The 26,279-nt window shown below is 66.9% G+C and carries 25 protein-coding genes; 21 read left to right on the plus strand and 4 right to left on the minus strand.

The features are described from left to right. Window positions 1–46: 46 nt before the first annotated feature. From G0Q01_RS03120 to G0Q01_RS03165, 10 genes are all read left to right on the plus strand, one after another. Window positions 47–943: a PaaX family transcriptional regulator C-terminal domain-containing protein gene (locus G0Q01_RS03120; RefSeq protein ID WP_164190161.1), complete on the plus strand. Its 897-nt coding sequence runs from the start codon at window positions 47–49 to the stop codon at window positions 941–943. Between the two features lie 139 nt (window positions 944–1,082). After that, a complete protein-coding gene (pcaF, locus tag G0Q01_RS03125) occupies window positions 1,083–2,288 on the plus strand; it encodes a 3-oxoadipyl-CoA thiolase (RefSeq protein WP_164190164.1) in 1,206 nt (401 codons plus the stop codon). Between the two features lie 21 nt (window positions 2,289–2,309). Beyond that, a complete protein-coding gene (paaA, locus tag G0Q01_RS03130; RefSeq protein ID WP_164190166.1) occupies window positions 2,310–3,308 on the plus strand; it encodes a 1,2-phenylacetyl-CoA epoxidase subunit PaaA in 999 nt (332 codons plus the stop codon). A gap of 25 nt (window positions 3,309–3,333) precedes the next feature. Next, a complete protein-coding gene (gene paaB / locus G0Q01_RS03135; protein ID WP_092428283.1) occupies window positions 3,334–3,621 on the plus strand; it encodes a 1,2-phenylacetyl-CoA epoxidase subunit PaaB in 288 nt (95 codons plus the stop codon). Beyond that, window positions 3,621–4,475, plus strand: coding sequence for a 1,2-phenylacetyl-CoA epoxidase subunit PaaC (paaC, locus tag G0Q01_RS03140; protein WP_164190168.1), 855 nt, complete (start codon window positions 3,621–3,623; stop codon window positions 4,473–4,475). Before paaB ends, paaC begins: the two co-directional genes overlap by 1 nt. A 4-nt stretch (window positions 4,476–4,479) precedes the next feature. Then, window positions 4,480–5,001 carry a 1,2-phenylacetyl-CoA epoxidase subunit PaaD gene (gene paaD / locus G0Q01_RS03145; RefSeq protein ID WP_164190177.1) on the plus strand — a complete coding sequence of 174 codons (522 nt, stop codon included), beginning with the start codon at window positions 4,480–4,482 and terminating at the stop codon, window positions 4,999–5,001. Window positions 5,002–5,067: 66 nt separating this feature from the next. Then, window positions 5,068–6,144, plus strand: a complete 1,077-nt coding sequence (paaE, locus tag G0Q01_RS03150; RefSeq protein ID WP_164190186.1) for a 1,2-phenylacetyl-CoA epoxidase subunit PaaE — start codon at window positions 5,068–5,070, stop codon at window positions 6,142–6,144. After that, the gene (locus G0Q01_RS03155; protein WP_164190188.1) at window positions 6,134–6,886 is read left to right on the plus strand and encodes a Phenylacetic acid catabolic protein; all 753 of its coding nucleotides are present in this window, start codon (window positions 6,134–6,136) and stop codon (window positions 6,884–6,886) included. The genes paaE and G0Q01_RS03155 overlap by 11 nt, the downstream gene beginning before the upstream one ends. 17 nt (window positions 6,887–6,903) lie before the next feature. Beyond that, window positions 6,904–8,973 (plus strand): phenylacetic acid degradation bifunctional protein PaaZ, encoded by a 2,070-nt coding sequence (paaZ, locus tag G0Q01_RS03160; protein ID WP_164190197.1) that lies wholly within the window; start codon window positions 6,904–6,906, stop codon window positions 8,971–8,973. A 2-nt stretch (window positions 8,974–8,975) separates the two neighbouring features. Continuing rightward, a complete protein-coding gene (locus G0Q01_RS03165) occupies window positions 8,976–9,593 on the plus strand; it encodes a transferase hexapeptide repeat family protein (RefSeq protein WP_164190199.1) in 618 nt (205 codons plus the stop codon). On the opposite strand, the gene G0Q01_RS03170 is transcribed toward G0Q01_RS03165, so the two are convergent. The 4 genes from G0Q01_RS03170 to paaG all read right to left on the minus strand — a co-directional run bounded on the left by G0Q01_RS03170 (window position 9,577) and on the right by paaG (window position 12,852). Then, window positions 9,577–10,176 carry a TetR/AcrR family transcriptional regulator gene (locus tag G0Q01_RS03170; protein WP_108970691.1) on the minus strand — a complete coding sequence of 200 codons (600 nt, stop codon included), beginning with the start codon at window positions 10,174–10,176 and terminating at the stop codon, window positions 9,577–9,579. The genes G0Q01_RS03165 and G0Q01_RS03170 overlap by 17 nt on opposite strands. Before the next feature lie 90 nt (window positions 10,177–10,266). Further along, complete coding sequence (paaK, locus tag G0Q01_RS03175; RefSeq protein ID WP_164190209.1) at window positions 10,267–11,574, minus strand: phenylacetate--CoA ligase PaaK; 1,308 nt, start codon at window positions 11,572–11,574, stop codon at window positions 10,267–10,269. A 21-nt stretch (window positions 11,575–11,595) separates the two neighbouring features. Further along, window positions 11,596–12,036, minus strand: coding sequence for a hydroxyphenylacetyl-CoA thioesterase PaaI (gene paaI / locus G0Q01_RS03180; protein WP_108970784.1), 441 nt, complete (start codon window positions 12,034–12,036; stop codon window positions 11,596–11,598). Window positions 12,037–12,057: 21 nt separating this feature from the next. Continuing rightward, complete coding sequence (gene paaG / locus G0Q01_RS03185; protein ID WP_164190218.1) at window positions 12,058–12,852, minus strand: 2-(1,2-epoxy-1,2-dihydrophenyl)acetyl-CoA isomerase PaaG; 795 nt, start codon at window positions 12,850–12,852, stop codon at window positions 12,058–12,060. 97 nt (window positions 12,853–12,949) lie between these two features. Here paaG and paaN point away from each other — a divergent pair, with 97 nt between their 5' ends. From paaN to G0Q01_RS03240, 11 genes are all read left to right on the plus strand, one after another. Next, window positions 12,950–14,596 carry a phenylacetic acid degradation protein PaaN gene (paaN, locus tag G0Q01_RS03190; protein WP_164190227.1) on the plus strand — a complete coding sequence of 549 codons (1,647 nt, stop codon included), beginning with the start codon at window positions 12,950–12,952 and terminating at the stop codon, window positions 14,594–14,596. 59 nt (window positions 14,597–14,655) lie between these two features. Beyond that, on the plus strand, window positions 14,656–15,804 hold the full coding sequence (locus tag G0Q01_RS03195) for an ABC transporter substrate-binding protein (RefSeq protein WP_164190229.1): 1,149 nt from the start codon (window positions 14,656–14,658) through the stop codon (window positions 15,802–15,804). Between the two features lie 66 nt (window positions 15,805–15,870). Continuing rightward, window positions 15,871–16,743 (plus strand): branched-chain amino acid ABC transporter permease, encoded by an 873-nt coding sequence (locus G0Q01_RS03200; RefSeq protein ID WP_008887693.1) that lies wholly within the window; start codon window positions 15,871–15,873, stop codon window positions 16,741–16,743. Further along, window positions 16,743–17,699, plus strand: a complete 957-nt coding sequence (locus G0Q01_RS03205) for a branched-chain amino acid ABC transporter permease (protein ID WP_164190231.1) — start codon at window positions 16,743–16,745, stop codon at window positions 17,697–17,699. The genes G0Q01_RS03200 and G0Q01_RS03205 overlap by 1 nt, the downstream gene beginning before the upstream one ends. Continuing rightward, complete coding sequence (locus G0Q01_RS03210; RefSeq protein ID WP_164190233.1) at window positions 17,696–18,481, plus strand: ABC transporter ATP-binding protein; 786 nt, start codon at window positions 17,696–17,698, stop codon at window positions 18,479–18,481. Before G0Q01_RS03205 ends, G0Q01_RS03210 begins: the two co-directional genes overlap by 4 nt. After that, complete coding sequence (locus G0Q01_RS03215; RefSeq protein WP_108970683.1) at window positions 18,468–19,169, plus strand: ABC transporter ATP-binding protein; 702 nt, start codon at window positions 18,468–18,470, stop codon at window positions 19,167–19,169. The genes G0Q01_RS03210 and G0Q01_RS03215 overlap by 14 nt, the downstream gene beginning before the upstream one ends. 3 nt (window positions 19,170–19,172) lie before the next feature. Then, complete coding sequence (locus G0Q01_RS03220; RefSeq protein WP_164190235.1) at window positions 19,173–21,104, plus strand: 3-hydroxyacyl-CoA dehydrogenase NAD-binding domain-containing protein; 1,932 nt, start codon at window positions 19,173–19,175, stop codon at window positions 21,102–21,104. 197 nt (window positions 21,105–21,301) lie between these two features. Next, window positions 21,302–22,282: a LacI family DNA-binding transcriptional regulator gene (locus G0Q01_RS03225; RefSeq protein ID WP_164190238.1), complete on the plus strand. Its 981-nt coding sequence runs from the start codon at window positions 21,302–21,304 to the stop codon at window positions 22,280–22,282. Between the two features lie 111 nt (window positions 22,283–22,393). Then, a complete protein-coding gene (locus G0Q01_RS03230; RefSeq protein WP_164213010.1) occupies window positions 22,394–23,362 on the plus strand; it encodes a TAXI family TRAP transporter solute-binding subunit in 969 nt (322 codons plus the stop codon). 146 nt (window positions 23,363–23,508) lie between these two features. Beyond that, complete coding sequence (locus G0Q01_RS03235; RefSeq protein WP_370457164.1) at window positions 23,509–25,365, plus strand: TRAP transporter permease; 1,857 nt, start codon at window positions 23,509–23,511, stop codon at window positions 25,363–25,365. A gap of 23 nt (window positions 25,366–25,388) precedes the next feature. Continuing rightward, window positions 25,389–26,153 carry an HpcH/HpaI aldolase/citrate lyase family protein gene (locus tag G0Q01_RS03240; protein WP_164190245.1) on the plus strand — a complete coding sequence of 255 codons (765 nt, stop codon included), beginning with the start codon at window positions 25,389–25,391 and terminating at the stop codon, window positions 26,151–26,153. The last annotated feature ends 126 nt before the right edge of the window (window positions 26,154–26,279 follow it).

The following is a 26,279-nucleotide window of genomic DNA, read 5'->3' on the forward strand; positions in this document are numbered from 1 at the left end:
ACTGGGGTCGTGCGCCGCATCGGGCGCCGCCGCAGGAGGGCGTTTAATGAACAAGGCCGTGATATCAGAGGTGCGCGATCTGACCGCTGATCCGCTGGCGCTTGCCGAACTGGCGGCCACAGATGCCCCGCGCGCCCCGGCTTTCATCGTTACGATCTACGGCGACGTGGTCGAGCCGCGTGGCGGCATGCTCTGGATGGGCACGCTGATCGAGTGTTGCGCGCGCCACGGGTTGAACGAAAGCCTCGTCCGCACCGCGGTCTCTCGCCTCGTGGGGGCCGGGCGGCTCGAGGGTGTGCGGATCGGGCGGCGCAGCTTTTACCGCTTGTCAGAACCCGCGCGGGCCGAGTTCCGCGAGGCGGCCCGTCTGCTGTTTGCACCGCCGCCCGAGCCCGAAGACTGGCTGCTGTGCCTGTCGGACGCGCTGCGCGACGTCGATCTGCCGCTGCCCTGGGCCCGGCTTGCACCCACCGTCGCGCTGGCGCCCAATCGCGAGGACATTGCGCCGGTGGCGGGTGTCCTGCTGCGCGCGAAGCAACTTGAGGGGCATGGCGATCTTGGCCAGCTCGCTTCGGAACGCTGGGGCCTGCCCGGGGTTGCCGAGGCCTATGCCAGCTTCCTCGCCCGCCATGGTGCGTTGCGCGATCTGCTGTCCGCAACTGTCCCGCTTTCGCCGGAGGACGCGCTCGCCCTGCGTTTGCGACTGGTGCATGACTACCGCCATGCGGCACTCAGCGACCCGCGTCTGCCACGTGCGGCCTATCCTCACGACTGGCCCGCCGACGAAGCCCGCAGGCTTTTTGTTGCGGCCTATGTCGGATTGTCGAAGCACGCGGAAAGCCATGTAAGCGCGAGGTTTCTCAGCCCCGAGGGACATCTTGCGCCCTGCAATGAGGAAACCGAACGCCGGCTGTTCCAGCTGCGGCGCGAAGCAGCTGCGTGATCCGCGGGGCAGGGGGTCTGTCGATACATCACGCAGAAACTCAATTGACGCTTAACATGTGCCGTATGTCGTGCTAGTTGTTTGACCGATCGGTCGATCATTGATGGTCGACCTCGATTCTCGAGGGAGGAGGATACGGATGTCCGAGGCATTCATCTGCGACGCGATACGCACACCCGTCGGCCGCTATGGCGGGGCGCTTTCGGCTGTCCGCGCCGACGATCTGGCGGCCGTACCGCTGGCCGCCCTGATGGCGCGCAATGCCTCGGTCGACTGGGCCAGCGTCGATGACATTATTCTCGGCTGCGCCAACCAGGCTGGCGAAGACAACCGCAACGTCGCGCGCATGGCCGGGCTGCTGGCGGGCCTGCCGATCGAGGTGCCGGGCACCACGGTCAATCGCCTCTGCGGCTCTGGCATGGATGCGATCGGCCTCGCCGCGCGCACCATCAGCGCCGGCGATGGCGACCTTCTGCTGGCGGGCGGCGTCGAGAGCATGAGCCGTGCGCCCTTCGTGGTGGGCAAGGCGAGCTCGGCTTTCTCGCGGAATGCCGAGATGTACGACACCACCATCGGTTGGCGCTTCAAGAACCCCAAGCTCGACAAGGCGTTCGGCACACATTCGATGCCCGAGACCGCCGACAACGTGGCCGAAGACTACGGTGTCAGCCGTGCTGACCAGGACGCCTTTGCCGTGCGCTCTCAAGATCGTTGGGAAGCGGCTCAGAAGGCCGGCGTCTTCGCCGAGGAGATCGTTCCGGTGACGATCCCGCAGCGCAAGGGCGATCCGCTGGTGGTGGACACCGACGAGCATCCGCGCCCCGGCACGACGGTCGACAAGCTGGCCAAGCTGCGTGGCGTGAATGGCCCGGACCTCAGCGTCACCGCCGGCAATGCCTCGGGCGTGAACGACGGCGCGGCGGGGGTGATCGTCGCCTCCGAGGCGGCGGCGGCCAAGAATGGCCTGACGCCGCAGGCGCGCATCCTCGCCATGGCGGCGGCAGGCGTCGCGCCCCGCGTGATGGGCATCGGTCCGGTCCCCGCGACCCGCAAGGTGCTCGCCCGCGCCGGCCTGACGCTCGACCAGATGGATGTCATCGAGCTCAATGAGGCCTTTGCGGCGCAGGGGCTCGCGGTGCTGCGCGAGCTTGGCCTGCCGGATGACGCCCCCCATGTGAATGCCAACGGCGGCGCCATCGCCATGGGCCACCCGCTCGGCATGTCCGGTGCGCGGCTGGTCCTGACCGCCACCCGGCAGCTCCACCGCACCGGCGGCCGCTACGCCCTTTGCACCATGTGCGTGGGCGTGGGGCAGGGGATCGCGATGATCCTCGAACGTATCTGACCCTCAGGAGGAGGCACGACCATGTATGCACAGATGGTGAAATCGGAAGGCATGAAGTCGCTCGAGGAGATGACTCCCGAGGAGCGCGCCTTTCAGGAGCGGGTCGACCGCGGCGAGAAGATCGAACCCAAGGAGTGGATGCCCGAGGGCTACCGCAAGACGCTGATCCGCCAGATCGGTCAGCATGCGCACTCGGAAATCGTCGGTCAGCTGCCCGAGGGAAACTGGATCACCCGTGCGCCGACGCTCGAGCGCAAGGCGATCCTGCTGGCCAAGGTGCAGGATGAGGCCGGGCACGGGCTCTACCTCTATTCCGCCGCCGAGACGCTGGGCGTGTCGCGCGACGAGCTCTTCGAAAAGCTGCACTCGGGCGCGATGAAATACAGCTCGATCTTCAACTATCCCACGCTGACCTGGGCCGACATGGGCGCGGTGGGCTGGCTGGTCGACGGCGCGGCGATCATGAACCAGGTGCCGCTGCAGCGCACCTCCTACGGCCCCTACAGCCGCGCGATGATCCGCATCTGCAAGGAAGAGAGCTTCCACCAGCGGCAGGGCTACGCGATCATGATGAAGATGGCGCAGGGCACGCCCGAGCAGAAGGAAATGGCGCAGGATGCGCTCAACCGCTTCTGGTACCCCTCGCTGATGATGTTCGGCCCGTCCGACAAGGACTCGGTGCACTCCGCGCAGTCGATGGCGTGGAAGATCAAGATGAACACCAACGACGAGCTGCGCCAGAAATTCGTCGACGAGACGGTGCCGCAGGCCGAGTACCTTGGCCTCACCGTCCCCGACGAGACCCTCAAGTGGAACGAGGAGCGCGGTCATTACGATTTCGCCGAGCCCGACTGGAACGAGTTCTTCGAGGTGATCAAGGGCAACGGCCCCTGCAACGAGGAGCGTCTCGGCGCCCGCCGCGAGGCCTGGGACAAGGGCGCGTGGTTCCGCGACGGGCTGACCGCCTATGCCGAGAAGGCCGCCGCGCGCCGCGCGGCATCGAACGTGGCCGCCGAGTAAGCGCTCGCATTGAGGAGGATGTGACATGACCAAGAAAGAATGGCCGCTCTGGGAGATCTTCATCCGGGGCCAGCACGGGCTGAACCACCGCCACGTCGGCAGCCTGCACGCACCGGACGCCGAGATGGCGATCAAGAACGCCCGCGACGTCTACACCCGCCGCAAGGAAGGCGTGTCGATCTGGGTGGTGCCCTCGGCGGCGATCACCGCTTCGGCGCCCTCCGAGAAGGGCCCGCTCTTCGATCCGGCGGAGAGCAAGGTCTACCGCCACCCGACCTTCTTCGACATCCCCGACGAAGTGGGGCACATGTGATGCCTTCGCTTCCCGATGCCGCAACGCCGGATGTGGCCCGGCTCGCCGAGCGTGCCGCTGCCGCGCAGACGCATGATCCGCACGTCGACGATGTGGCGCTGAAGCCCGCCTTCTTCGACTGGCTCTGCCGGATGGGGGACAATTCGCTCATCCTCGGCCACCGCATCTCTGAATGGTGTGGCCACGGCCCGGTGCTGGAAGAGGACATCGCGCTGGCCAACACCGCGCTCGACCTCATCGGCCACACCCAGATGTGGCTCGGCCTTGCTGCCGAGGTCGAAGGGGCGGGGCGCAGCGCCGATGACCTGGCCTTCCTGCGCGACGCGATGAAATTCCGCAACCTGAAGCTGGTCGAGCTGCCGAACGGCGACATGGCGGTGACGCTGATGCGCGAGTTCCTCTTCGATGCCTTCCACTACGAACTGCTGACCGCCCTGACCAAGTCGTCGAGCCCGCGCGTAGCCGAGATCGCCGCCAAGGCACTCAAGGAGGTGTCCTACCACCTCGAGCGGTCGTCGGATCTCGTGGTCAGGCTGGGCGACGGCACCGAGGAAAGCCACGCCCGGATGCAGGCGGCGCTGAACAAGCTCTGGCCCTACACCGGCGAGATGTTCGCCGCCGACGCGGTGGACGAGGCGGTGGCCGAGGCCGGCATCGCGCCCGCCCTTGCGGACCTGCTGCCGCTCTGGCAGCGGACTGTCGGCGAGGTGCTGGACGAGGCAACGCTGGTGCAGCCCGAGCAGCGCTTCGACGCGCAGACCGGCGGCAAGCAGGGGCGGCACACAGAGCACCTCGGTTACATCCTTGCCGAAATGCAGTTCCTGCAGCGCGCCTACCCGGGCGCAAGCTGGTAAGCCGATGAGCGCGGTTCTGCCATCCACCCAGCAGGTCTGGGACTGGCTGGGCGAGGTCCCCGACCCCGAGATCCCGGTGGTCTCGGTCACCGAGCTGGGCATCGTGCGCGAGGTCCGCTGGGACGGGGACACGCTGGTTGTGGCGGTGACGCCGACCTATTCCGGCTGTCCGGCGACCGGGGTGATCGACCTGATGATCGAGATCCAGCTGCGCGAGAAAGGCATCACCGACCTGCGGCTGGAACGCCGCCTGTCGCCGCCCTGGACCACGGACTGGGTGACCGAGGCGGCGCGCGACAAGCTGCGCGCCTACGGCATCGCCCCGCCGGTCGACGGCACCGCCTCGGACGGTCTGATGGCGGGCCGTGCGGCGCGGCTGTCGGGGCGGTCGAACCTGGTGATCGCCTGCCCGCGCTGCGGCTCGTCCCACACCGAACGGGTCAGCCAGTACGGCTCGACCCCCTGCAAGGCCAGCTACCGCTGCCGCGACTGCCTCGAGCCCTTCGACTACTTCAAGTGCCACTGAGCCATTCCGGTGCCCCGGCGGGGCACCCCCGACGCATTTCCCTGTCCAGACAGGAGGAGGTCTGACATGCCCCGTTTCCATCCCCTCGAAGTGACCGATGTCCGCCGCGAGACCCGCGATGCGGTGGTGGTCACCCTCAAGCCGCGCGCCGAGGACGCCGAGAGTTTCGGCTTCACCCAGGGCCAGTACCTGACCTTCCGCCGCGAGTTCGACGGCGAGGAGTTGCGGCGGTCTTATTCGATCTGCGCCGGTCTCGACGAGGGCTGTCTCAAGGTCGGCATCAAGCGCGTCGACGGCGGCGCCTTCTCGACCTGGGCCAACGAAAACCTGAAACCCGGCGACACGCTCGACGCGATGGTGCCGCAGGGGCGGTTCTTCACCGTGCTCGATCCGTCGAGCGCCAAGAGCTACCTCGGCTTTGCCGGGGGCTCGGGCATCACCCCGGTGCTGTCGATCATCAAGACCGTTCTGTCGCGCGAACCCAACGCCACCTTCACGCTGGTCTACGCCAACCGCCAGGTCGGCTCGATCATGTTCCGCGAAGAGCTGGAGGATCTCAAGAACACCTATCTCGGGCGTTTCTCGGTGATCCACATCCTCGAGAGCGAGGGGCAGGAGATAGACCTCTTCACCGGGCGCATCGACGCCGAGAAGATGGAGATGCTTTTCCGGCTCTGGATCGACGCCGAGGGCGTGGACACCGCCTTCATCTGCGGCCCCGAGCCGATGATGCTGACGATCGCCGAGAGCCTGCGCCAGGCCGGGCTGACCGACGCGCAGATCAAGTTCGAGCTTTTCGCATCTTCGCAGCCGGGCCGCGCCAAGACGCGGGCTGTCTCGCAGCAGGCCGCCGCCGCGGGGAACACCTGTGAGGTTTCGGTCACGCTCGATGGCGCGACCCGCACCTTCCAGATGCCGAAGGACGGCACTGCCGTGCTGGACGCCGCCATCGAGAACAACATGGACGCGCCCTATTCGTGCAAGGCGGGCGTCTGTTCGACCTGCCGCGCCAAGGTGCTCGAGGGAGAGGTCGAGATGGAGATCAACCACGCGCTCGAGGACTACGAGGTGCGCGCCGGCTACGTGCTGTCGTGCCAGTGCATTCCGCTCTCCGACAAGGTGGTGCTCAGCTATGACGAATGACACCGATACCATGCCCATCGCCGAGTATCTCGCGCAGGGCGGCAAGCTGACCTCTCCCGAGAACGTGCCGCCGCGCTACCGCGGTGAGCTCTTGCGGCTGATGTCCTCCTTCGTCGACAGTGAATTGGCGGGGTCTGCGGGCTTTGCCGGGGCGATCAACTGGGCGCCGGGGATCAAGGCGCGCATCGCCGCCAGCCGGATCACGCTGGAGAAGGCCGACCATGCCGAGCGCGTGCTCGAGCTGATGGAGGGCTTCGGCACCGACAAGGCGCTCTACGAGCGGGCCCACGACTGGGCCGCGCGCGAGAGCCGTGACAGCACGCTCGAGGCGAAGCGCCACGGCGGCGACATGCGGCTCTCGGTCTTCCACTACCCGCTGACCGGCTGGACCGACGCGGTGGTGATGAACGTGCTCATGGGCCTTGCGACGCAGCACGCCGTGGGCGAGCTGGCGCGCAGTTCGTACCAGCCGCTGGCCGAGGTGCTGCGCGACATCCTCCCGCGCGAGAAGCGGCACATGGAGCTGGGCCTCGAGGGGCTCGAGCGGATCGGGGCGACGGATGGGGCCAGAGCCTCTGTCGCCTACTGGATGCCGCGCGTTGCGGAGACCTTCGGCCCGGCAACATCGGAGCGCTTCGAGAAGCAAAAGGCCATGGGCCTGCGCCACACCGACAACGAGACGCTGCGTGCTGCGTGGCGCGCCGAGGCGGAAAGCGTGCTTTCCGGTCTTGGCCTGAACTGAACAGGAAGGACGAGCAAATGCTGGATACGGGACGCACCGCGCGCCGCCTCGAGAGCTATATGCAGGGTGCCTGGCGCGCCGGCGACGGGGAGGGCAAGCCACTCGCCAATGCCGGGACCGGCTCTGTCCATGCCTATATCGGCTCGGAGGGGCTCGATTTTGCCGGGGCCCTGGCCTGGGGCCGCGAGGTTGGCGGCAAGGCGCTGCGCCAGTACACCATCCACGAGCGGGCGCTGATGCTGAAGGCCATCGGCCTCAAGCTGATGGAAATGAAGGACGAGTTCTACGCCGAGAGCCTCGCCACCGGCGCCACGGCTCGCGATGCCTGGCCGGACATCGATGGTGGTATCGGTACCATGCTCACTTTCGCCTCGAAGGCACGGCGCGAGCTTCCCAATGCAAAGGTCGTTCCCGAGGGCGCCGTCGAGGGTCTGTCGCGCGACGGCAGCTTCGTCGGCCAGCACATCCTCGTGCCGATGCACGGCGTGGCGATCCACATCAACGCCTTCAACTTCCCGGTCTGGGGGATGCTGGAAAAGATCGCCCCCGCGCTGATCGCTGGCATGCCGTGTCTCGTGAAGCCTGCCTCGGCCACGGCCTATCTCACCGAGCTGGTGGTGCGGCGGATCCTTGAGATGGGCATCCTGCCGGACGGCGCGCTGCAGATTGTCTGCGGCGGCGTCGGCGACCTGCTGGACCACGTGACCGGGCAGGATATCGTCACCTTCACCGGCTCGGCCACCACCGGGCGCAAACTGAAGTCGCACCCTGCGATCGTCGAGAACTCGGTGCGCTTCACCATGGAGGCCGACAGCCTCAACGCCGCGATCCTCGGCCCCGACGCCGTGCCGGGCACGCCGGAGTTCGATCTTTTCGTCAAGGAGGTGCACCGCGAGATGACCGCCAAGGCGGGGCAGAAATGCACCGCGATCCGCCGCGTCCTGGTGCCCAAGGCGCAGGAGCGGGCGGTGATCGAGGCGCTTTCGCAGCGGTTGGCGCAGACCCCGGCGGGTCTGCCGGACGATGCCAATGCCCGCATGGGAGCACTGGCCTCGCTCGGGGATCGCGACGGCGTGCGCGAGAAGATCGCCGAGATCGCTCGCGAGGCGGAGATCGTCTTCGGCGATCCGGAAAAGGTCGAACTGGTCTCGGGGGATGCCGAGAAAGGCGCGTTCATGAACCCGGTTCTGCTGCGCTGCGCTGACCCGATGACGGCCACGGCTCCGCACGATATCGAGGCCTTTGGCCCGGTAGCGACGGTGATGGGCTACGAAGATCTCGATGAGGCGGTCGTTCTGGCGATGAAGGGCAAGGGCTCGCTGGTCTCGTCGGTCTTCACCAATGATGCTGATGTGGCGTCGGAATTGGTGCTGGGCGTCGCGCCCTTCCACGGGCGGGTGATGCTTGGCAACCGCGACAGCGCCAAGAGCTCGACCGGCCACGGCGCACCGCTGGCGCCGCTGGTGCACGGCGGGCCGGGTCGCGCGGGTGGCGGCGAGGAGATGGGCGGCATGCGCGGGGTGAAGCATTTCATGATGCGCACCGCCGTGCAGGGCACGCCGAGGCTGCTGTCTGCTGTGACTGGCGAATGGGTCGCGGGCGCACCGGCCGAGCAGGGAACACACCCGTTCCGCAAGTCGCTGGCCGAGCTGAACATCGGCGACCAGCTCGTCACGGAACGACGGGTGATCACCGAGGAGGACGTGGAGCATTTCGCGCAGTTCACCGGGGACACCTTCTACGCGCACATGGACAGCGACGCGGCGAAAGCCAACCCGTTCTTCGACGACCGCGTGGCGCATGGCTACCTCATCGCGTCGTTCGCGGCGGGGCTCTTCGTGCAGCCCGATCCGGGCCCGGTGCTGGCCAACTACGGCGTCGACAACCTGCGCTTCCTGACACCCGTGTATTTCGGCGACAGCCTGCAGGTGCAGCTGACGTGCAAGCAGATCAACCCCCGCGAGGGGACGGTTTACGGCGAGGTGCGCTGGGATTGCCGCGTCACCAACCAGCGCGACGAGGTGGTGGCTGAATATGATGTGCTGACCATGGTGGCCAAGAGCTGGCCGCTGCCGCAGGAGGGCTGAACATGGCGATCTGGTCCTGGGACGGGGTGGTGCCGGTGGTGGCCCCCTCGGCCTTTGTCCATCCCGAGGCAGTGCTCATCGGGGACGTGATCGTGGGGGCCGGCTGCTATATCGGCCCCGGCGCGGTGCTGCGCGGCGACTTCGGGCGGATCACGCTGCACCCCGGCTCGAATGTGCAGGAAACCTGCGTCGCCCATGCCTTTCCCGGCAAGGATGTCGTGGTCGAGGAGCGCGGCCACGTCGGTCACGGCGCGGTGCTGCACGGCTGCCACATCGGGCGCAATGCGCTGATCGGGATGAATGCCGTGGTGATGGACGAGGCGCGGATCGGCGAGAACACAATCCTCGGCGCCATGGCCTTCGTGCGGGCGGGGAGCGAGATCCCGGCCAACGTCATGGCGGTGGGCTCACCCGCCAAGGTGCTGCGCGCGCTGACCGAGCAGGAAATCGACTGGAAGTCGCGCGGCACCGACGTCTACCGCCAGCTCGCGGTGGATGCCAAGACCAAGCTCGCCCCGGCGCAGCCGCTGGCGGAGATGGAAGAGGGGCGCCGCCGCGTGACGGCGCCCGAGTATGATCCGCTGATGGTCGAGCGCGCGGCGCTCAGCGAACGCCCTTGACCCCTTCGAGGATCAGGGTCGTCGCCACGCGGGCATAATCCTCGCGGCTGATCTTGCCGCCGTCGCGGAACCACATGTAGACCCAGTTCATCATGCCGAAGAGCGACATGGTGACGGGCATCAGCAGCGGCCTCTCAGGCGTGTCGAGCTGCGGGTGGATCTCAGTCAGCACGGCGGAGAAGTGCTTGACGATGCGCCGCTCGATCTTGGTGATCGCGGCTTTCTGCTCGTCCGACAGCGCGGGACCGGCGTTGAGCTGGACCTTATGCTGGTCGTCGGCGCCCTTGTAGGCGTCGAGCACGGTCATCACCAGCTGCTCGAGCCGCGCGCGCGGGGGCAGGGCGGGATCGTCCGCCTCGACCAGCGCGGCGTCGAGCTCATCGAGATGGGTCTCGATGATCGCGAAGATCAGCGCGTCCTTCGACGGGTAGTAGTGGTAGAGCAGCGACTTCGACACCCCGGCTTCGGATGCGATCTGGGACATGGAGGCTTTTTCCATCCCCTGCGTCGCAAAGACGTTGGCGGCGGTGAGAAGTAGCTGGTGCTGCTTCTCCTCGAAGTCGCTGGCGCGCGTTCTTGCCATATGCGCGAATGCTCCTCTTGGTCCGGCGGGGGATTGGCGGCGCGCCAGTCCTTAGCCGCCGGACGGGGTATTTTCTAGCCTGCCCGTAGGTTACTTCGGGCGGTTGTCGACGACGCGCTTGGCTTTGCCTTCGGATCGGGCAACGCCCTCGGGGTCATGCACCTCGATCTTGGTCGAGACACCAACCACCGATTTGATGTGATGCGACAGCTCCTTCGCCGAGGCGGCTCGGGCATCGGCATCGCAGCGGGCCGGGGTGCATTCGACGTGCACGGTCATAACGTCCATGCGGTCCTTGCGGCCAAGCTCGATCTGGAAGTGCGGGGCGAGGCCCTCGCATTTCAGGATCTGCTCTTCGATCTGGGTCGGGAAGACATTGACGCCGCGCAGGATGATCATGTCGTCGCTGCGGCCGGTGATCTTCTCGATCCGGCGCATCGAGCGCGCGGTGCCGGGCAGGATGCGTGTGAGGTCGCGGGTGCGGTAGCGCACCATCGGCAGGCCTTCCTTGGTGAGCGTGGTGAACACCAGCTCGCCCATCTCGCCGTCGGGCAGCACATCGCCCGTCGTGGGATCGATGATCTCGGGGTAGAAGTGGTCTTCCCAGACGTGCAGCCCATCCTTGGTCTCGACGCATTCGTTGGCGACGCCGGGGCCCATGATCTCGGACAGGCCGTAGATGTCGACCGCGTGCATGTCGAAGGCCTGCTCGATCTCCTCGCGCATGGCGTTGGTCCAGGGCTCCGCGCCGAAGATGCCGACCTTGAGCGAGCTCTGCCGCGGGTCGAGGCCCTGGCGGCGGAACTCGTCGAGGATCGAGAGCATGTAGGAAGGCGTGACCATGATGATCTGGGGTTGGAAGTCCTGCATCAGGGTGACCTGGCGCTCGGTCATGCCGCCGGAGATCGGCACCACGGTGCAGCCGAGCCGCTCGGCCCCGTAGTGGGCCCCGAGCCCGCCGGTGAAGAGACCGTAGCCATAGGCGACGTGGCAGATATCGCCCTTGCGGCCGCCCGAGGCCCGGATCGAGCGCGCCATGCAGTCTGCCCAGATGTCGATATCCTTCTGTGTGTAGCCGACGACGGTGGGCTTGCCGGTGGTGCCCGACGAGCCGTGGATGCGCACCAGCTGCTCACGCGGGACGGCGAACATGCCGAATGGGTAGGTGTCGCGCAGATCCTGCTTCATGGTGAAGGGGAATTTGGCGAGATCGGCGAGGGTCTTGAAGTCGTCCGGATGCGCGCCGTGCTCGTCGAAGCGTTTGCGATAGAAGGGGGAATTCTCGTAGGCGTGGCGCAGCGACCAGGCCATGCGCTTTTGCTGAAGCGCGGAAATTTCGTCACGGCTGGCGATCTCGATCGGGTCGAGGATCTCCTTCATCGGGGTCATGTCTGTCATGGTCTCTCCTCCCTTCATGGGTCAGCCCTCCGCCCGCGCTTCGGGCAGCAGGGGCCGGTTGAGCGTCCGCGAATGGCCGCGGAATTCTGCGATGACGGTCCCGTCCTCCCGGGTGATCGTCACGTCATAGATGCCCGAGCGGCCCTTGCGCGAGATCTCGCGGGCGGTGGCCGTGAGCCGATCCCCGAGCGCGCCCGGGGTGATGTAGGTGACCGAGCAATGCTGCGCGACGGTCATCTCGTTGTAGGTGTTGCAGGCGAAGGCAAAGGCGCTGTCGGCCAGCGTGAAGAGATAACCGCCGTGGGCGTTGCCGTGGCCGTTGGTCATCTGCTCGCTCAGCTCCATCTCGAGCGTCGCATGGCCGGGCGCGATGTGGGCCAGCGTCATGCCGAGGCGCTGCGAGGCGCTGTCGGCGTTCCACATTTCCTTGGCGCAGGCCTCTGCGAGATCCTGAGGGGTCATGCTCTGAATGTCCTTCATGGCTCACTTCCCCCGGAAGCTGGCAGGACGTTTCTCGAGAAAGGCCGTGACGCCCTCGGCGTAGTCGTCGGACCGGCCTGCCTCTCGCTGACAGTCTCGCTCGCGATCGAGATGCGTGTCGAGATCGTTTGTCGCGGCCTCATGGATGAGGCGCTTGGTAAGGCCCAGCCCCAGCGTCGGCCCGGCGGCCAGTTTTGCCGCCAGCGCCTCGGCCTCGGGGATCAGGGCCTCGTCGTCGAGCGCCTTCCAGATCAGCCCCCAATCGGCGGCGGTCTCGGCCATCAGCGGCTCGGCGGTCATGGTCAGCGCCTTGGCGCGCGGCTCGCCGAGAATGCGGGGCAGCGACCAGCTGCCGCCCGCGTCGGGGATTAGCCCGATCTTGGAAAAGGCCTGAATGAACTTCGCCGATTTCGCTGCAAGCACGATGTCGCACGCAAAGGCGATATTGGCCCCGGCGCCCGCCGCCACGCCGTTCACCGCGCAGATCACCGGCTTTTCCAGCGCCCGGATGAGCCGGAGGGTGGGGTTGTAGAAGGCCTCGATGGTCTGGCCGAGGTCCGGCTTGGGGCCGCCCTTGCGCGGGTCGCGGTCGCCGAGGTCCTGCCCGGCGCAGAAGCCGCGCCCTGCACCGGTGAGCAGCACGGCGCGAATCGCGTCGTCATCATGCGCCCGCTGGATTTGAGCGCGCAGGGCAAGGTGCATCTCCTCGTTGAAGGAGTTGAGCTTTTCCGGGCGGTTGAGCGTCAGCTTCAGAACGCCGGACTCCAGCTCCGCCAGCACGGTTTGCGATGTGGTCATGTGATCCTCCCAGCCCCCCTCCACGGGGCCTGTGAGATTTACTGTTGCATAAACCGACCGGACGGTCAATGATACTGGTCAAGCTTTGGGAGGAGCCATGACAGACCTGTTCACCCGCCATAAACCGCTGCTGGAAAGTGCCCTGAAGGCGCTGGAAACGCGCGAATTCTGGACCCCGTTCCCCGAGGTCCCGAGCGGGAAGATCTACGGCGAAACCGCGAAGGCAAAGGGCGAATCGTCCTATGCTCGCCTGCTGGGCGCCGCCTTCCATCTGCCCGGCCATCCCGAGGACGGGCGCGTCGGGTCCGAGGTTTCTCCCTGGGGCCCCGAGCTTGGCATCCGCTATCCCGCCGCCGCGCCCGAGGCGCTGCTCGCCGCCGCCGAGGCTGCCGCGCCCGCGTTCGCCGAGGCCACGGTCGAGGCGCGGGTCGGGGCTCTGCTCGAGGCCTTGGTGCGGCTCAACAAGATGAGCTTCCTGCTCGGCCACGCCACCATGCACACCACCGGCCAGGCCTTTGCCATGGCTTTCCAGGCGGGCGGGCCGCACGCGCAGGATCGCGGGCTCGAGGCGCTGGCAATGGCCTATTCCGAGCTGACCCGCAGCGCCCGCGACGCGGTCTGGGAAAAGCCGCAGGGCAAGCATGCGCCGCTGGTGATCGAGAAGCACTGGTCGCTGGTGCCGCGCGGCATCGCGCTCACCGTGGGCTGCAACACCTTTCCGACCTGGAACGGCTACCCGGGAATTTTTGCCAGCCTCGCCACCGGCAACCCGGTGATCGTCAAGCCGCACCCGCGTGCCATCCTGCCACTGGCGCTGACCGTGCGCGTGCTGCGCGAGGTCTTCGCCGAGATCGGGCTGCCGCAGGACGCCGTGCTGCTGGCCGCCGACGCGCCGGAGGCCCAGATCACCAAGGATCTGGCGGCGCACGAGAAAGTGGCGCTGATCGACTACACCGGGTCCACCGCCTTTGCCGACTGGATCCGCGCGCACAGCCAAGCGATGCTGTTCACCGAGGAGGCCGGGGTCAACTCGGTCACCATCACCGGCACGGATGATTTCTCCGGGATGTGCGCCAACCTCGCCTTCTCGCTGTCGCTCTATTCGGGACAGATGTGCACCTCGCCGCAGAACCTTTATGTTCCGCGCGGCGGGATCGAGACCGATCAGGGCCTCAAGAGCTTTGACGAGGTCGCCGCGGGGATCAAGCAGGCGATCGACGCGCTGCTCTCCGATCCGGCGCGCGCCGCCGGGATCTGCGGCACCATCGTCAATCCCAACACGTTGCAGCGCATCGAGACCGCCCGCGGCGCAGGCCGGGTCATCCGCGACAGCGCCGAAACCGGCCATGGCCGCAGCGCCACACCACTCATGGTCGCGGTCGAAGGCGCCGAGGGTCCGCAGAACGACGAGTGCTTCGGCCCGGTCTCGTTCCTCGTGCCCTGCGATGGCGCCGAGGATGCCATCGCCCGCGCCGCAGGGATCGCCCGCAGCAAGGGCGCGATCACCGCGGCGCTCTACGCGACAGATGAGGCGCTTATCAGACGGGCGGCGAAGGCCTTTGCACGGGCCGGCGTGAACCTTTCGGTGAATCTCACCGGCAATATCTACGTGAACCAGTCGGCGGCCTTCTCCGACTTTCACGTCACCGGGGCGAACCCGGCGGGCAATGCCAGCCTGACCGACGCCGCCTTCGTCGCGCCCCGCTTCCGGCGCGTGATGATCCGCTGGCCCAAGGCGGCCTGAGCGCCTGACCGGAGCCCGGCACCCGACTTTCGACGGACACCAATCTGGGAGGAGTTACCATGATGTCCAAGACCACCACCGCGCTTGCCACCTTCGCCGCTCTCGGCGTCCTCGCCGGCGCCGCGCAGGCCGAGATCCGTCTCGGCGTCAGCGTCTCGGCCACCGGCCCCGCGGCCTTCCTCGGCGACCCCGAGGCCAAGACCATCGAGATGCTGGTCGAGCAGCTGAACGAGGAAGGGGGGATTAATGGGGAGGAGATCGCCCTCACGCTCTACGACGACGGCGGCGATCCCAACAAGGCGCGCACCTTCGCGACCCGCCTCGTCGAGGATGACGAGGTCGTCGCGATCATCGGCGGGTCGACCACCGGCACCACCATGTCGATCCTGTCGGTGGCCGAGGACGAAGGCATTCCCTTCATCTCGCTGGCCGGCGCGATCTCGATCATCGACCCGGTGCGCGAGTATGTCTTCAAGACCCCGCACACCGACCGCATGGCCTGCGAGAAGATCTTCACCGACATGCAGGCGCAGGGCATCACCAAGATCGGCATGATCTCGGGCACCGACGGCTTCGGCGCGTCGATGCAGGCGCAGTGCAAGGAGGTCGCGGGCGAGCACGGCATCGAAATCCTCGCCGACGAAACCTACGGCCCGCAGGACGCCGACATGACTCCGCAGCTCACTCGCATCCGCAATACGGGCGGCGTGCAGGCGGTGCTGAACCCGGGCTTCGGCCAGGGCCCGGCGATTGTCACCCGCAACGTCGCGCAACTCGGCTTCGAGATCCCGCTCTACCAGAGCCACGGGGTTGCCTCTGACGCCTTCATCGAGCTTGCCGGGGCCGAGGCCGCCGAGGGGCTGCGCCTGCCGGGGACCGCGCTGCTGATCGCCGACAAGCTGGCCGAAGATGACGCGCAATACGAGGTGGTGACCACCTACACCGAGGCCTACAAGGCCAGGTACGACCAGGAGGTCTCGACCTTCGGCGGCTATGCGCATGATGCCTTTGCGCTGATCGTCGATGCCATCACCCGCGCCGGTGACAGCGAGGATCCGCAGGCGATCCGCGATGCGCTTGAGGCGACCGACGGCCTCGTTGGCACCACCGGCACCTACAGCTTCTCGCCCGAGGATCACCTCGGCCTCGATCTCAGCGCCTTCCGGATGCTGGAGATCATGGACGGCGACTGGCTGCCCGTCGAGTAACCCGCTTCGGCTCCGGGCCTCGCGCCCGGAGCCGCACCCCAATCCGCCAAAGCCTTGGGAGCCCCGATGGACGCCCTGCTGCAATTCCTGTTCTCCGGTCTGACCGTGGGCGCCGTCTACGCGCTCGTGGCGCTGGGATTCACCATCATCTACAACGCCTCCGACGTGGTGAACTTCGCCCAGGGCGAATTCGTCATGCTGGGCGGGATGATCACCGTCTTCGCCTTCGAGGCAGGGCTGCCGCTGCCGCTGGCGGCGCTGCTCGCGATCCTCGTGACCTCGGCCATCGGCGTGGCGCTCAACAAGCTGGCCATCGAGCCGGCGCGCGGCGCGCCCGTGGTCTCGCTCATCATCATCACCATCGGCGCGTCCATCGTGATCCGCGGCGCGACGCAGCTGGTCTTCGACAAGCAGCTGCACCGCTTCCCGTCCTTCTCTGGCGATGATCCGATCCACGTTCTGGGCGCGACGATCCTGCCGCAGAGCCTGTGGGTGATCGGCGGCGCGCTGGCGGTCTTCGTGGGTCTCTGGATCTTCTTCACCCGCACGCTGACCGGCAAGGCGGTGCTCGCCACCGCAAACAACCGCGTCGCGGCGCAGCTCGTCGGGATCAACACCGGCTGGGTGATGACGCTCTCGTTCGGGCTTTCGGCGGCCATCGGTGCCTTCGCGGGCGTGCTGGTCACCCCGATCACGCTGGTCGGCTACGACGTGGGCGTCGCGCTGGCGCTCAAGGGCTTTGCCGCCGCCATGCTGGGCGGGATGGGCAACCCCAAGGGCGCGCTGGTGGGCGGGCTGCTGCTCGGCTGTTTCGAGGCGCTGACTGCGGGCTATCTCAGTTCGCAGTACAAGGAGGCGGTGGCCTTCATCGTCATCCTCGGTGTGCTCTTCGTGATGCCGCAGGGCCTCTTCGGCAGCAAATCGACGGAGCGCGTGTGATGACCGGACGCAACAAATGGATTTCACTCGGCGTGCTGGCGCTGCTCATCGCGCTGCTGCCGCTGTTCTTCCCCTCGGGCTACTACTACCGCGTCGGTGCGCTGATCTTCGTAAACGCGCTGTCGGTGGTCGGGCTGGTGATCCTGATCGGCTATGCAGGGCAGATCAGCCTCGGGCACGCGGGCTTCGCCGGGATCGGCGCCTATGCCTGTGCACTGGCGCCCGAGCACCTCGGGCTGCATCCGGCGCTGGCACTGGTGCTGGGCGCGGTGGTCTCGGGCGTGATGGCGGCGCTGATCGGCAAGCCGATCCTGCGGCTCAAGGGCTACTACCTTGCGGTGGCGACGCTGGGCTTCGGTATCCTCGTGTCGATGGTGCTGACCAACGAGCGGGCGCTGACCGGGGGGCCGGACGGCATGAATGTCGCCGATCTGGGTCTGCGCGACCTGCTGCGCGACATGGGCTGGCGGCTTTCGGGCGGCGAGTTCTGGTACATGGTCTGCGGCGTGGTACTGCTTGTCGGGGCGTGGCTGGCGCTGAACCTCTTCGACAGCCCCTCGGGCCGCGCCATGCGGGCGCTGCACGGCTCGGAAGTGGCGGCCGCGACCGTCGGCGTCGACGTGCCGCGCCAGAAACTGCGCGCCTTCGTGATCTCGGCGGTCTACGCCTCGGTCGCGGGCTCGCTGCTGGCCCTGCAGAACGGCTACATCACGCCGGACGTGGCGGGCTTCATGCACTCGGTCGAGATGGTCACCATGGCGGTGCTCGGCGGCGTCGGCTCGGTGCTGGGCGCCACCTTCGGCGCGGCGATCCTGACACTGCTGCCGCAGGTGCTGACGGTATTTGCCGAATACGAGCAGCTGGTACTGGGCCTTGTCATGGTGCTGGTGATGATCTTCCTGCCGCAGGGGCTTCTGCCCTCGATCGCGCGGCGCCTGAAGGGGAGGGACGAATGAGCCTTCTGGACGTACAGGGCCTCGGCATCAGCTTCGGCGGGCTGAAGGCGGTCAACGACGTGAGCTTCAAGGTCGCGCCCGGCGAGATCGTCTCGGTCATCGGGCCGAACGGGGCGGGCAAGACGACGCTTTTCAACATGATCTCGGGCGTCTACCAGCCCGGGCGCGGCTCGGTCTCGCTGAACGGGATCGAGGTGACCGGGGTGGTCCCCAACCGGCTGGCCGAGATGGGCCTGTCGCGCACTTTCCAGAACCTGCAGATCTTCCAGGAGATGACGGTGCTCGACAACGTGCTGGCGGGGTACCACCTTTCAGAGCGCGGCTCGGTCTGGGCCGACCTGCTCTCGCTGCCCGGCATGAAGCGGCGTGCGGCCCAGGCGCGGGCAGGGGCGCGCAAGCTGCTGGAGCGGGTACGGCTCGACAAGGCCGCCGAGCAGATCGCCGGAAACCTCAGCTACGGCGCTTTGAAGCGGCTGGAGATCGCCCGCGCGCTGGCGCTGAACCCGAAGATCCTGCTGCTGGATGAACCGGCGGCAGGCTGCAACGCCGTCGAGACCGAGGAGATCGACCACCTCATCGCCGAGCTCGCGGCCTCGGGCATCGCCATTCTGCTGGTCGAGCACGACATGAAGCTGGTGATGCGGATCTCGAACCACATCGTGGTGCTGGACCACGGCGAGAAGATCGCCGAGGGCGACCCGGCCACCGTGTCGCGTGACCCGGCGGTGATCGCCGCCTATCTCGGCACCGAAGAGGAGGAGCCTGCCCATGCTGACGGTTGAGGGGCTGCGCTCGCGCTACGGGCGCATCGAGGTGTTGCACGGGCTCGACCTCGAGGTCAGCTCGGGCGAGATCGTGACCGTGGTGGGCGCCAACGGCGCCGGCAAGACCACGCTGCTGAAGTGCCTCTCGGGCACCCAGCCGGTGAGCGACGGCTCCATCGTCTTCCGCGGCGAGAGTTTCGCCTCGGTGCCCGCCCACAAGCGACTGAAGCGGGGGCTGGCGCAGTCGCCCGAGGGCCGGCAGATCTTCACCAATCTCACGGTCGAGGAGAACCTGCGCCTCGGCGCCTTCCTCTTCACCGACGAGCGGGTGGACCGCGACATGGCCGACGCCTTTGCCATGTTCCCGATCCTCAAGGAAAAGCGCAACCTCGCGGCGGGCGGGCTCTCGGGCGGGCAGCAGCAGATGCTGGCCATCGCCCGCGCACTGATGGGCCGGCCGCATTGCCTGCTGCTCGACGAGCCCTCGATGGGTCTGGCGCCGCTTCTGGTGGCGCAGATTTTCGAGGTGGTGAAATCTCTCAAGGAGCGCGACGTGACGGTGCTGCTGGTCGAGCAGAACGCCTATGGCGCGCTCAAGATCGCCGACCGCGGCTACGTGATGGAAACCGGGCGGATCACCATGACCGGTGCCGCGCCCGATCTCATCGCCGACCCGCGCATCCGTGAAGCCTATCTGGGACTCTGAACCATGACACTCCTGACTGTCCGCCGCGACGGCGAGATCGCCGTCGTCACCCTCGACAACCCGCCGGTGAACGCGATCTCCGAGGCCGTGCGCAAGGGGCTCTACGAGATGGTGGGCCACCTCGACGCCGACCCCGAGGTGAAGGCCGTGGTGCTGATCTGCGCCGGGCGGACCTTCCTCGCCGGGGCGGACGTGCGCGAGTTCGGCAAGCCGCCGGTCGAGCCGCATCTGCCCGACGTGGTGGACAGGATCGAGGCGGCGGAAAAGCCCTGGGTCGCGGCGATCCACGGCGCGGCGCTCGGCGGTGGGTTCGAGATCGCCATGGGCTGCCGGTTCCGTGTCGCCGTCGAAAGCGCCAAGGTGGGGCTGCCCGAAGTCACGCTCGGCGTCATACCCGGCGCTTCGGGCACGGTGCGTACACCTCGCCTAGCCGGCGTCGAGGCGGCGGTGGGTCTGGTGACGGGCGGGCGTCCGATGTCCGCCGGCAGGGCGCTGAAGGCGGGGCTCATCGACGCGGTGGTGAGCGATCTGGAAAGCGACGCGGTGGCCTTCGCCCGCAAGGCGTTGGGGGCGGACCTGCCGGTGCCGGCGTCAAAACGCCCGCTGGACCAGATGCCGGAAGAATTCTGGCAGGCGGCCCTCAAGTCCGCCTCCAAGGCCGGGCATCAAGCGCCGCTGCGCGCGCTGGACAGCCTACGCTTCGCCACCGAGAACGGCTTCGCCGAGGCCATGGCGCATGAGCGCGAGACCTTCCTGGACCTGCGCGGCTCGGAAGAGGCGGCGGCGCTGCGGCATGTCTTCTTCGCCGAGCGCGCCGCGCCGAAACCCGCCGCGCTCAAGGGCGTCGAGCCGCGCCCGTTCAGGACGGTCGGCGTCATTGGCGGCGGCACCATGGGCGCTGGCATCGCCGGGGCATGCCGCGAGGCGGGGATGGAGATCATCCTCATTGAGCGCGATGCCGAGGCAGTGGCGCGGGGTCTCGACAACGTGGGCAAGATTTTCGACGGCGCGGTCAAGCGCGGCAAGCTCACCGAAGAGGGCCGGGCCGAGCGGATGGCCGGCGTTCGCGGCAGCACCGACTATGCCGAGTTGGCGCAGGTCGATCTGGTGATCGAGGCGGTGTTCGAGGAGATCGGCGTAAAGCGCGCCGTCTTCGCCGAACTCGGCCGCGTCTGCCGGAGCGATGCGGTGCTGGCGACCAACACCTCGTACCTCGATCCGCGTGCCATCGCCGAGGGGCTGCCGAACCCCGAGCGCTTCATCGGGCTGCATTTTTTCAGCCCGGCCCACATCATGAAGCTGCTCGAGATCGTGCCGACGCCGGACACCGCGCCCGACGTGGTGGCCACCGGCTTCGCGCTCGGGCGGGCGCTGAACAAGGTGCCGGTGCGGGCGGGCATCTGCGAGGGCTTCATCGGCAATCGTGTTCTCAAGCGCTACCGTGCCGAGGCCGAGGCGCTGGTCATCCAGGGTGTGCCGATCGCCGAGATCGACGCGGCGATGCGGGACTACGGCTTCCGCATGGGGCCTTTCGAGGCGCAGGATCTGGGCGGTCTGGACATCGCCTTCCTGCAGCGTGAGGGCGCACGGGCGGCGGGGCAGGAGGTGCCCGAGACGCTGGGCGACATACTCGTGCGGGCCGGGCGCAAGGGCCAGAAGACGGCAGGCGGCTGGTACGACTACGCCGAGGGTGACCGGACACCGCAGCCCTCCGCCGCGGTGACGGAGCTGCTCTCCGGGTGGACCGTTGGATCGCTCGATCTCCCGCGTACCGAGATCGCCGAGCGGCTCGTCGGCGCAATGGCGGCGGAAGGCCAGGCGATCCTGCAAGAGGGCATCGCGCAGACCCCGCAGGACATCGACCTGGTCGAGGTACACGGCTACGGCTTTCCGCGCTGGAAGGGCGGGCCGATGTTCGCGACAGGTGCATCTTAGAGTATGCCCGGCGGTGGCGCGTCCTTGGCGCTCGCCGGCTTGACCGCATTGGGATTTCCGGGACTGCCTGCGCCGAAGCAGGACTCGGGCTGCGCCTCTTTTGTCTGTCGAAAGAAAGGGCCAGATCCGGGGAATAAGGAAGTCTGTCTAAAGTGAAACTTTTTCACTTATCGTGAAAATATGTTTATACCGCAGGCATGACAAAGATCACAGCAAAAGACGTCGCGACGGAAGCCGGCGTTTCCGTATCCGCCGTGTCGCGGGCATATCGGGGCAATGCCCCGATATCCGAGGACAAGCGCAAGGCAATCTTCGCGGTCGCCGCGCGACTGGGCTACGTCAGCAAGGTCGACCAGGTGCGCGCGACACAGGCGACCGACACGATCGCCATGGTGGTGAGCGAGATGCAAAATCCGTTCTACCCGATTGCCGTGGACGAGATGACGCGGCTCTTGCCCGAACGCGGGCTGAAAGCGATCGTGCATGTGGTCCCCTCGGCCGAGGATGTAGACACCGCCATTCGGCAGGTTCTCGACTTTCGGACCGAGGGCGTCATTCTGGCCAATTCGACCCTGACGTCTGGGCTCGCGCGGGCCTGCCGGCAAAATGGCATTCCAGCGGTGCTGCTGAATCGCGTCCAAACGGACAGTCGGATGATGGCGGTCTGCTGCGACAATTACGGCGGCGCGCAGCAGGTCGCGGAGCGTTTCCTGACGGGGGGCCGTCAGCGCATCGCCTTCATGGGAGGGCGGCGGGACACATCCACGCATCTCGAACGAATGCGCGGTTTCCGCGACCGACTGGAGGATGCAGGTCGCGTCTTCGCGCAGCAGTTGGACGGGGGGTTCGACTACCGTCGCGCCTATGCTGCGGCGCAGGAAATGCTGGCACGGCGACCGCTGCCAGATGCCGTCTTCTGTGCAAATGACATCATGGCCATCGCGGTGCTCGACGCTGCACGGATCGCCGGCGCTTCGGTCCCCGACGACCTGGCGGTGGTGGGGTTCGACGATATCCCGATGGCCGCATGGGAATCCTACCGTCTGACCACGGTGCGTCAACCGCTGCGCAGGATGCTCGACCAGGCCGTGGACATCATTCTCGCCTCAGATGGGTCCGAAGAGATTGGCGACATCCGAATCCTGCCCGGCGAGTTGCAGGTGCGCGAAAGCGGATAGTGAAATAATTTCATATTTTATGGCAAGAGTTGCATAGCGTTCCAGTTCTGTGGCTACTCCTTTCCCAGCACCCGTTCGTGGGTGACTCAGAATTCTTTGGGAGGAGAATCCATGAAATTCCGTTGCCTGGCGGCGACGGCGATCCTTTCGCTGTCCGCCCTCACCACCACGGCGCCTGCCTGGGCCGAAACTCGTCTTGCCTTCGGGGCAACCAATTCGCAAAGCGCGCATTACGCCTATTTCGCCTCGTTGTCGCAGATCGTGAACGCCAGCTTCCCTGACACCTATCAGGCCTCGGTGGTCGAGACAGGTGCGACGGTCGACAACCTCAAGCGGATGGCCCGCTCGCAGCTCGACATCGGCTTGATCACCACCTCGACGCTCTACCAGGCCTACAACGGTGTGAAGTCCTTTGAGGGGCGGCCGGTCGAGTCGAAACTTCTCTGGGCCTATTCTCTGGCGCCGCAGAATGTCGTGGTCCGCCGCGATTTCGGCATCACCGAGCTTGCCGGGCTCGACGGGCAGAAGTTCGGCCCGGGCATGCGCGGTTCCTCGACCGAGGCGACCTCGCAGGAGGTGTTCGACCTCTTGGGGATCACCCCGGATTGGGTCCGCGGCACCAATGGCGAACAGGCCAATGCCATCAAGGATGACCGTTCGGAGGGCTTCGTGAAAAGCGCGGTGGGCACCAGCTTCGACGCGCTCACAACCGATATCGCTGCCTTCACCCCGCTGCAGGTCCTGGGGATCGACGACGCACAAGAAGCCCAGATCCGCGAGTCGCTGCCGGAACTCTCGATCGTCGAGATGCCGGGCGGCAAGATGGAAAACTCCGGGCCCTACACGGCCTGGGGGTTCATGATCGGCGTCTCCGCTCGGCCCGACATGGACGAGCAAACCGCCTATGACATCACCAAGGCGGTGATGGAGAACATGGACGAGCAGGCCGCGGCCTTCCCGGCGGTCAAGGGGCTGAATCTGCCGGAGCTGACGCTCCAATACGCGACCAGCCCGCTGCACCCCGGCGCGATCCGCTACTACGAGGAAATCGGCCTGACCGTGCCCGAGCGCCTGAAGTAAGGGCTCGCCCGAGGCAACCATGTGTCCTGTGACCGGTGCAGCTCGAGGCTGCCCGGTCCCCCCCCTCATTCCGCGAAGGTGCCGCGATGACCGTTCCCTCCGACGCTCCCCCGTTCCCGACCAGGCTGCGACAGACGGCGATTGCCGTGCTTGCCGTTCTTCTCGGTGCGTTCGTCTTCTACACATCGTTCAACGGACCGTTTGAGTCTCTGGTCCAGAGGGCGCTCTTCGTCATGACGATCAGTGCGCTGGCCGTGCTGATGCATCCGCTCTTTGAGGGCAGCCGCTGGCGCCCGCTCGGAATGTTCATCGACGCCGCGATCGTCGCCGTGGTCACCGTCTCGGGGTGCTACATCATCGGCAACTACCAGGACATCATGACCGATCTTCCCTGGGCCACCAGCTGGGACAAGCTGATGGGGTTCGGCACCTTGCTCTGCGTCCTGGAACTGGCGCGGCGCACCTCCAACTGGGTGTTTCCGCTGATCGTGCTCATCTCGGTCGGGTATGCGTTCTTCGGTTATCTCATCCCCGGGCAGTTCGGGCACCGCGGTTTCGATACCGGCTATCTGACCGAGATCATCTTCCTGTCGGACCGCGGCCTGTGGGGCATGCTGGTCAACGTGGCGTCGACGACCCTGGCAGCCTTCGTGCTCTTCGGGGCGATCCTGCTTCACACCGGCGCGGGCGAGACCTTCTTCGACCTCTCCGCACGCCTCGGCGGCTCGCGGCCGGGCGGTGCGGCGAAAATCGCGACCTTTGCTTCGGGCTTCTTCGGCGCGATCAACGGATCGACCGTGGCCAATGTCGCGACCACCGGCAACTTCACCATCCCCCTGATGAAGCGCCTGAAATACCCGCCTGCCTATGCGGGTGCGGTCGAGGCGATCGCATCCACGGGCGGCCAGCTTGCGCCGCCGATCATGGGAACCGCCGCCTTCGTCATGGCCGAGCTCGTCGGGCTGAACTACTGGTCGATCGCCCTTGCGGGCGTGGTGCCGGCGCTGCTCTTCTACCTCGGCATCTACAGCACCGTGCACGTCATCGCGCTGCGCCAGGGGTTCCGGCCGGTCACCGACGACACGCTTCCGGACTGGCGCGGTGCCATGAGCTTCGCGCGGCTCGCGCCGATCGTCGCCGGGCTGCTCGGCCTGTCCTTCGGGGTGATCAACGGAAACTCGGTCGAGCTGACCGCCTGTTACGGGATGATTGCCATGCTGATCGCAGTGCTCGTGGCACGCATCAGCAAGGGCGAGGATCCGCGTGCCGTACTCGGCATCATCCTTCGCGCCTTGGAAGCTGGCGGCAAGGGCGTGGTCATCGTGGGCATCCTTCTGGTCGGCGCGCAGGTCTTTGTGGCGATGATCAACCTCACCGGATTCGGCGTCGCGGTGACCGCGGCGGTGCTGAGCGTCGGGCAGGGGCAGCTCTGGCTGATTGCCGGCCTGATGGCGGTGGTCTGCTTGATCGCGGGCATGGGGCTTCCGACCTCCGCCGCCTACGTGATGGTCGCCGCGGTGTTTGCGCCGGCGCTGATCCAGCAGGGGATCGACCCGCTGGTCGTGCACATGTTCGTCCTCTACTACGCGGCGCTGTCGGTGATCACCCCGCCGGTCTGCCTTGGCGTCTTCGTCGCCGCCACAATCGCGCAGGCGCCCTGGATGAAGGTCGCCGGCCAGACGCTGCGGCTCGGCGCCACCGCCTATGCCTTGCCGATGCTGTTCATCGCCTATCCCGGCATGCTGGGCGGCGGCGGGGCCGAAGGCATTGCCCGCGCCGTGATCTCGGGTGCCGTCTTCGTCCTGTCGACGGCGCATCTTCTGGGCGGGGCCCGGCTTCCCTGGGGTGCAGTGTCACGTCTGCTCTGGGTGCTGCCGGCGATCCTCGCGCTGATGTCGCCCTGGTGGGCCACGCTGGGTGGCGCACTGCTCTTTGGCGCGCTGGTCCTGAGCTCGCGCAAGATCACCCTGTCGCATGAGACCGGCGAACCGCAGCCCGCGTGACCATGGCAAAAGGAGTTCAGACGATGACGACCAATGCAGACTTCAGGGCACGCCTCACCGGGCGCGAGCCGCTTGTGGGTGCTTTCATCAAGACGCCGCATCCGATCATCATCGAGGTCATGGCGCGTGCGGGCTTCGACTTCCTCGTGGTCGACGCCGAACATGCGCCCTTTGATCGGGGCAGCACCGACACGATGGTGATGGCCGGCCGGGCTCTCGGATGTCCGATCGTCGTGCGCGTGCCAGTGGCGACACCCGATTGGGTGCTCAGCGTGCTCGACGCCGGGGCGGCGGGTGTGATGGTGCCGCATGTGGAAACCGTCCAGCAGGCGGAGGCGCTGGCGAAGTCGGTGGCCTACGGTCCGGGTGGGCGCGGTTTTGCCGGCACCACCCGCGCCGCGGAATATGCCGGGCGGCCGTTGGCCGAGCATCTCGGAAAGGCCCGGAACGAACTCGCCCTGATCTGCCAGATCGAGGATCCGGACGGCGTGGTCAATCACGCCGGCATTGCCGCGGTCGAGGGGGTGGATGCCCTGTTCATCGGTCGTGCGGACCTGGCGGTTTCGCACGGGCTCGACAATTTCTTTGCCCCGGAGGTCGCCGAGATGACCCGAAGGATCCTCGCGGTCGAGGGTGCCGCCACGGGGCTCTACTGCGCCCCCAGCGAAGATCTGGAGGGCCACCGAAACGCAGGCGGCTCGTTCTTTGTCGTGGGCTCCGAGCACACCCTCATCCAGGGCGGCGGCGCCGCGCTGACCAAGGCGTTCCGTCAGAGCTTCGAGCCCTGACCTTGCCGGCTCTTTTTCTCCCCAATCCATCCGACAGGAGCAATCCGCAATGACCATCGAATACCTCAAGCGCGGAAAATCCGATGATGACCGCCGGCAGGACGACGCCAAGACCCGGGCGATCGT

Source organism: Salipiger sp. PrR007 (assembly GCF_010499845.1).
Classification (GTDB): Bacteria; Pseudomonadota; Alphaproteobacteria; order Rhodobacterales; family Rhodobacteraceae; genus Salipiger; species Salipiger pacificus_A.

Bases quoted from the DNA above. Each gene is read 5' to 3' on its own strand.
- G0Q01_RS03220 (WP_164190235.1), top strand. From the start codon at position 19,173: ATGACACTCCTGACTGTCCGCCGCGACGGCGAGATCGCCGTCGTCACC.
- G0Q01_RS03195 (WP_164190229.1), top strand. From the start codon at position 14,656: ATGATGTCCAAGACCACCACCGCGCTTGCCACCTTCGCCGCTCTCGGC.
- G0Q01_RS03170 (WP_108970691.1), bottom strand. From the start codon at position 10,176: ATGGCAAGAACGCGCGCCAGCGACTTCGAGGAGAAGCAGCACCAGCTA.
- G0Q01_RS03240 (WP_164190245.1), top strand. From the start codon at position 25,389: ATGACGACCAATGCAGACTTCAGGGCACGCCTCACCGGGCGCGAGCCG.
- G0Q01_RS03165 (WP_164190199.1), top strand. From the start codon at position 8,976: ATGGCGATCTGGTCCTGGGACGGGGTGGTGCCGGTGGTGGCCCCCTCG.
- paaG (WP_164190218.1), bottom strand. From the start codon at position 12,852: ATGACCACATCGCAAACCGTGCTGGCGGAGCTGGAGTCCGGCGTTCTG.
- paaB (WP_092428283.1), top strand. From the start codon at position 3,334: ATGACCAAGAAAGAATGGCCGCTCTGGGAGATCTTCATCCGGGGCCAG.
- paaZ (WP_164190197.1), top strand. From the start codon at position 6,904: ATGCTGGATACGGGACGCACCGCGCGCCGCCTCGAGAGCTATATGCAG.
- paaN (WP_164190227.1), top strand. From the start codon at position 12,950: ATGACAGACCTGTTCACCCGCCATAAACCGCTGCTGGAAAGTGCCCTG.
- G0Q01_RS03155 (WP_164190188.1), top strand. From the start codon at position 6,134: ATGACGAATGACACCGATACCATGCCCATCGCCGAGTATCTCGCGCAG.
- G0Q01_RS03215 (WP_108970683.1), top strand. From the start codon at position 18,468: ATGCTGACGGTTGAGGGGCTGCGCTCGCGCTACGGGCGCATCGAGGTG.
- G0Q01_RS03230 (WP_164213010.1), top strand. From the start codon at position 22,394: ATGAAATTCCGTTGCCTGGCGGCGACGGCGATCCTTTCGCTGTCCGCC.
- pcaF (WP_164190164.1), top strand. From the start codon at position 1,083: ATGTCCGAGGCATTCATCTGCGACGCGATACGCACACCCGTCGGCCGC.
- paaE (WP_164190186.1), top strand. From the start codon at position 5,068: ATGCCCCGTTTCCATCCCCTCGAAGTGACCGATGTCCGCCGCGAGACC.
- paaD (WP_164190177.1), top strand. From the start codon at position 4,480: ATGAGCGCGGTTCTGCCATCCACCCAGCAGGTCTGGGACTGGCTGGGC.
- paaI (WP_108970784.1), bottom strand. From the start codon at position 12,036: ATGACCCCTCAGGATCTCGCAGAGGCCTGCGCCAAGGAAATGTGGAAC.
- G0Q01_RS03210 (WP_164190233.1), top strand. From the start codon at position 17,696: ATGAGCCTTCTGGACGTACAGGGCCTCGGCATCAGCTTCGGCGGGCTG.
- G0Q01_RS03225 (WP_164190238.1), top strand. From the start codon at position 21,302: ATGACAAAGATCACAGCAAAAGACGTCGCGACGGAAGCCGGCGTTTCC.
- G0Q01_RS03205 (WP_164190231.1), top strand. From the start codon at position 16,743: ATGACCGGACGCAACAAATGGATTTCACTCGGCGTGCTGGCGCTGCTC.
- paaA (WP_164190166.1), top strand. From the start codon at position 2,310: ATGTATGCACAGATGGTGAAATCGGAAGGCATGAAGTCGCTCGAGGAG.
- paaK (WP_164190209.1), bottom strand. From the start codon at position 11,574: ATGACAGACATGACCCCGATGAAGGAGATCCTCGACCCGATCGAGATC.
- G0Q01_RS03200 (WP_008887693.1), top strand. From the start codon at position 15,871: ATGGACGCCCTGCTGCAATTCCTGTTCTCCGGTCTGACCGTGGGCGCC.
- paaC (WP_164190168.1), top strand. From the start codon at position 3,621: ATGCCTTCGCTTCCCGATGCCGCAACGCCGGATGTGGCCCGGCTCGCC.
- G0Q01_RS03120 (WP_164190161.1), top strand. From the start codon at position 47: ATGAACAAGGCCGTGATATCAGAGGTGCGCGATCTGACCGCTGATCCG.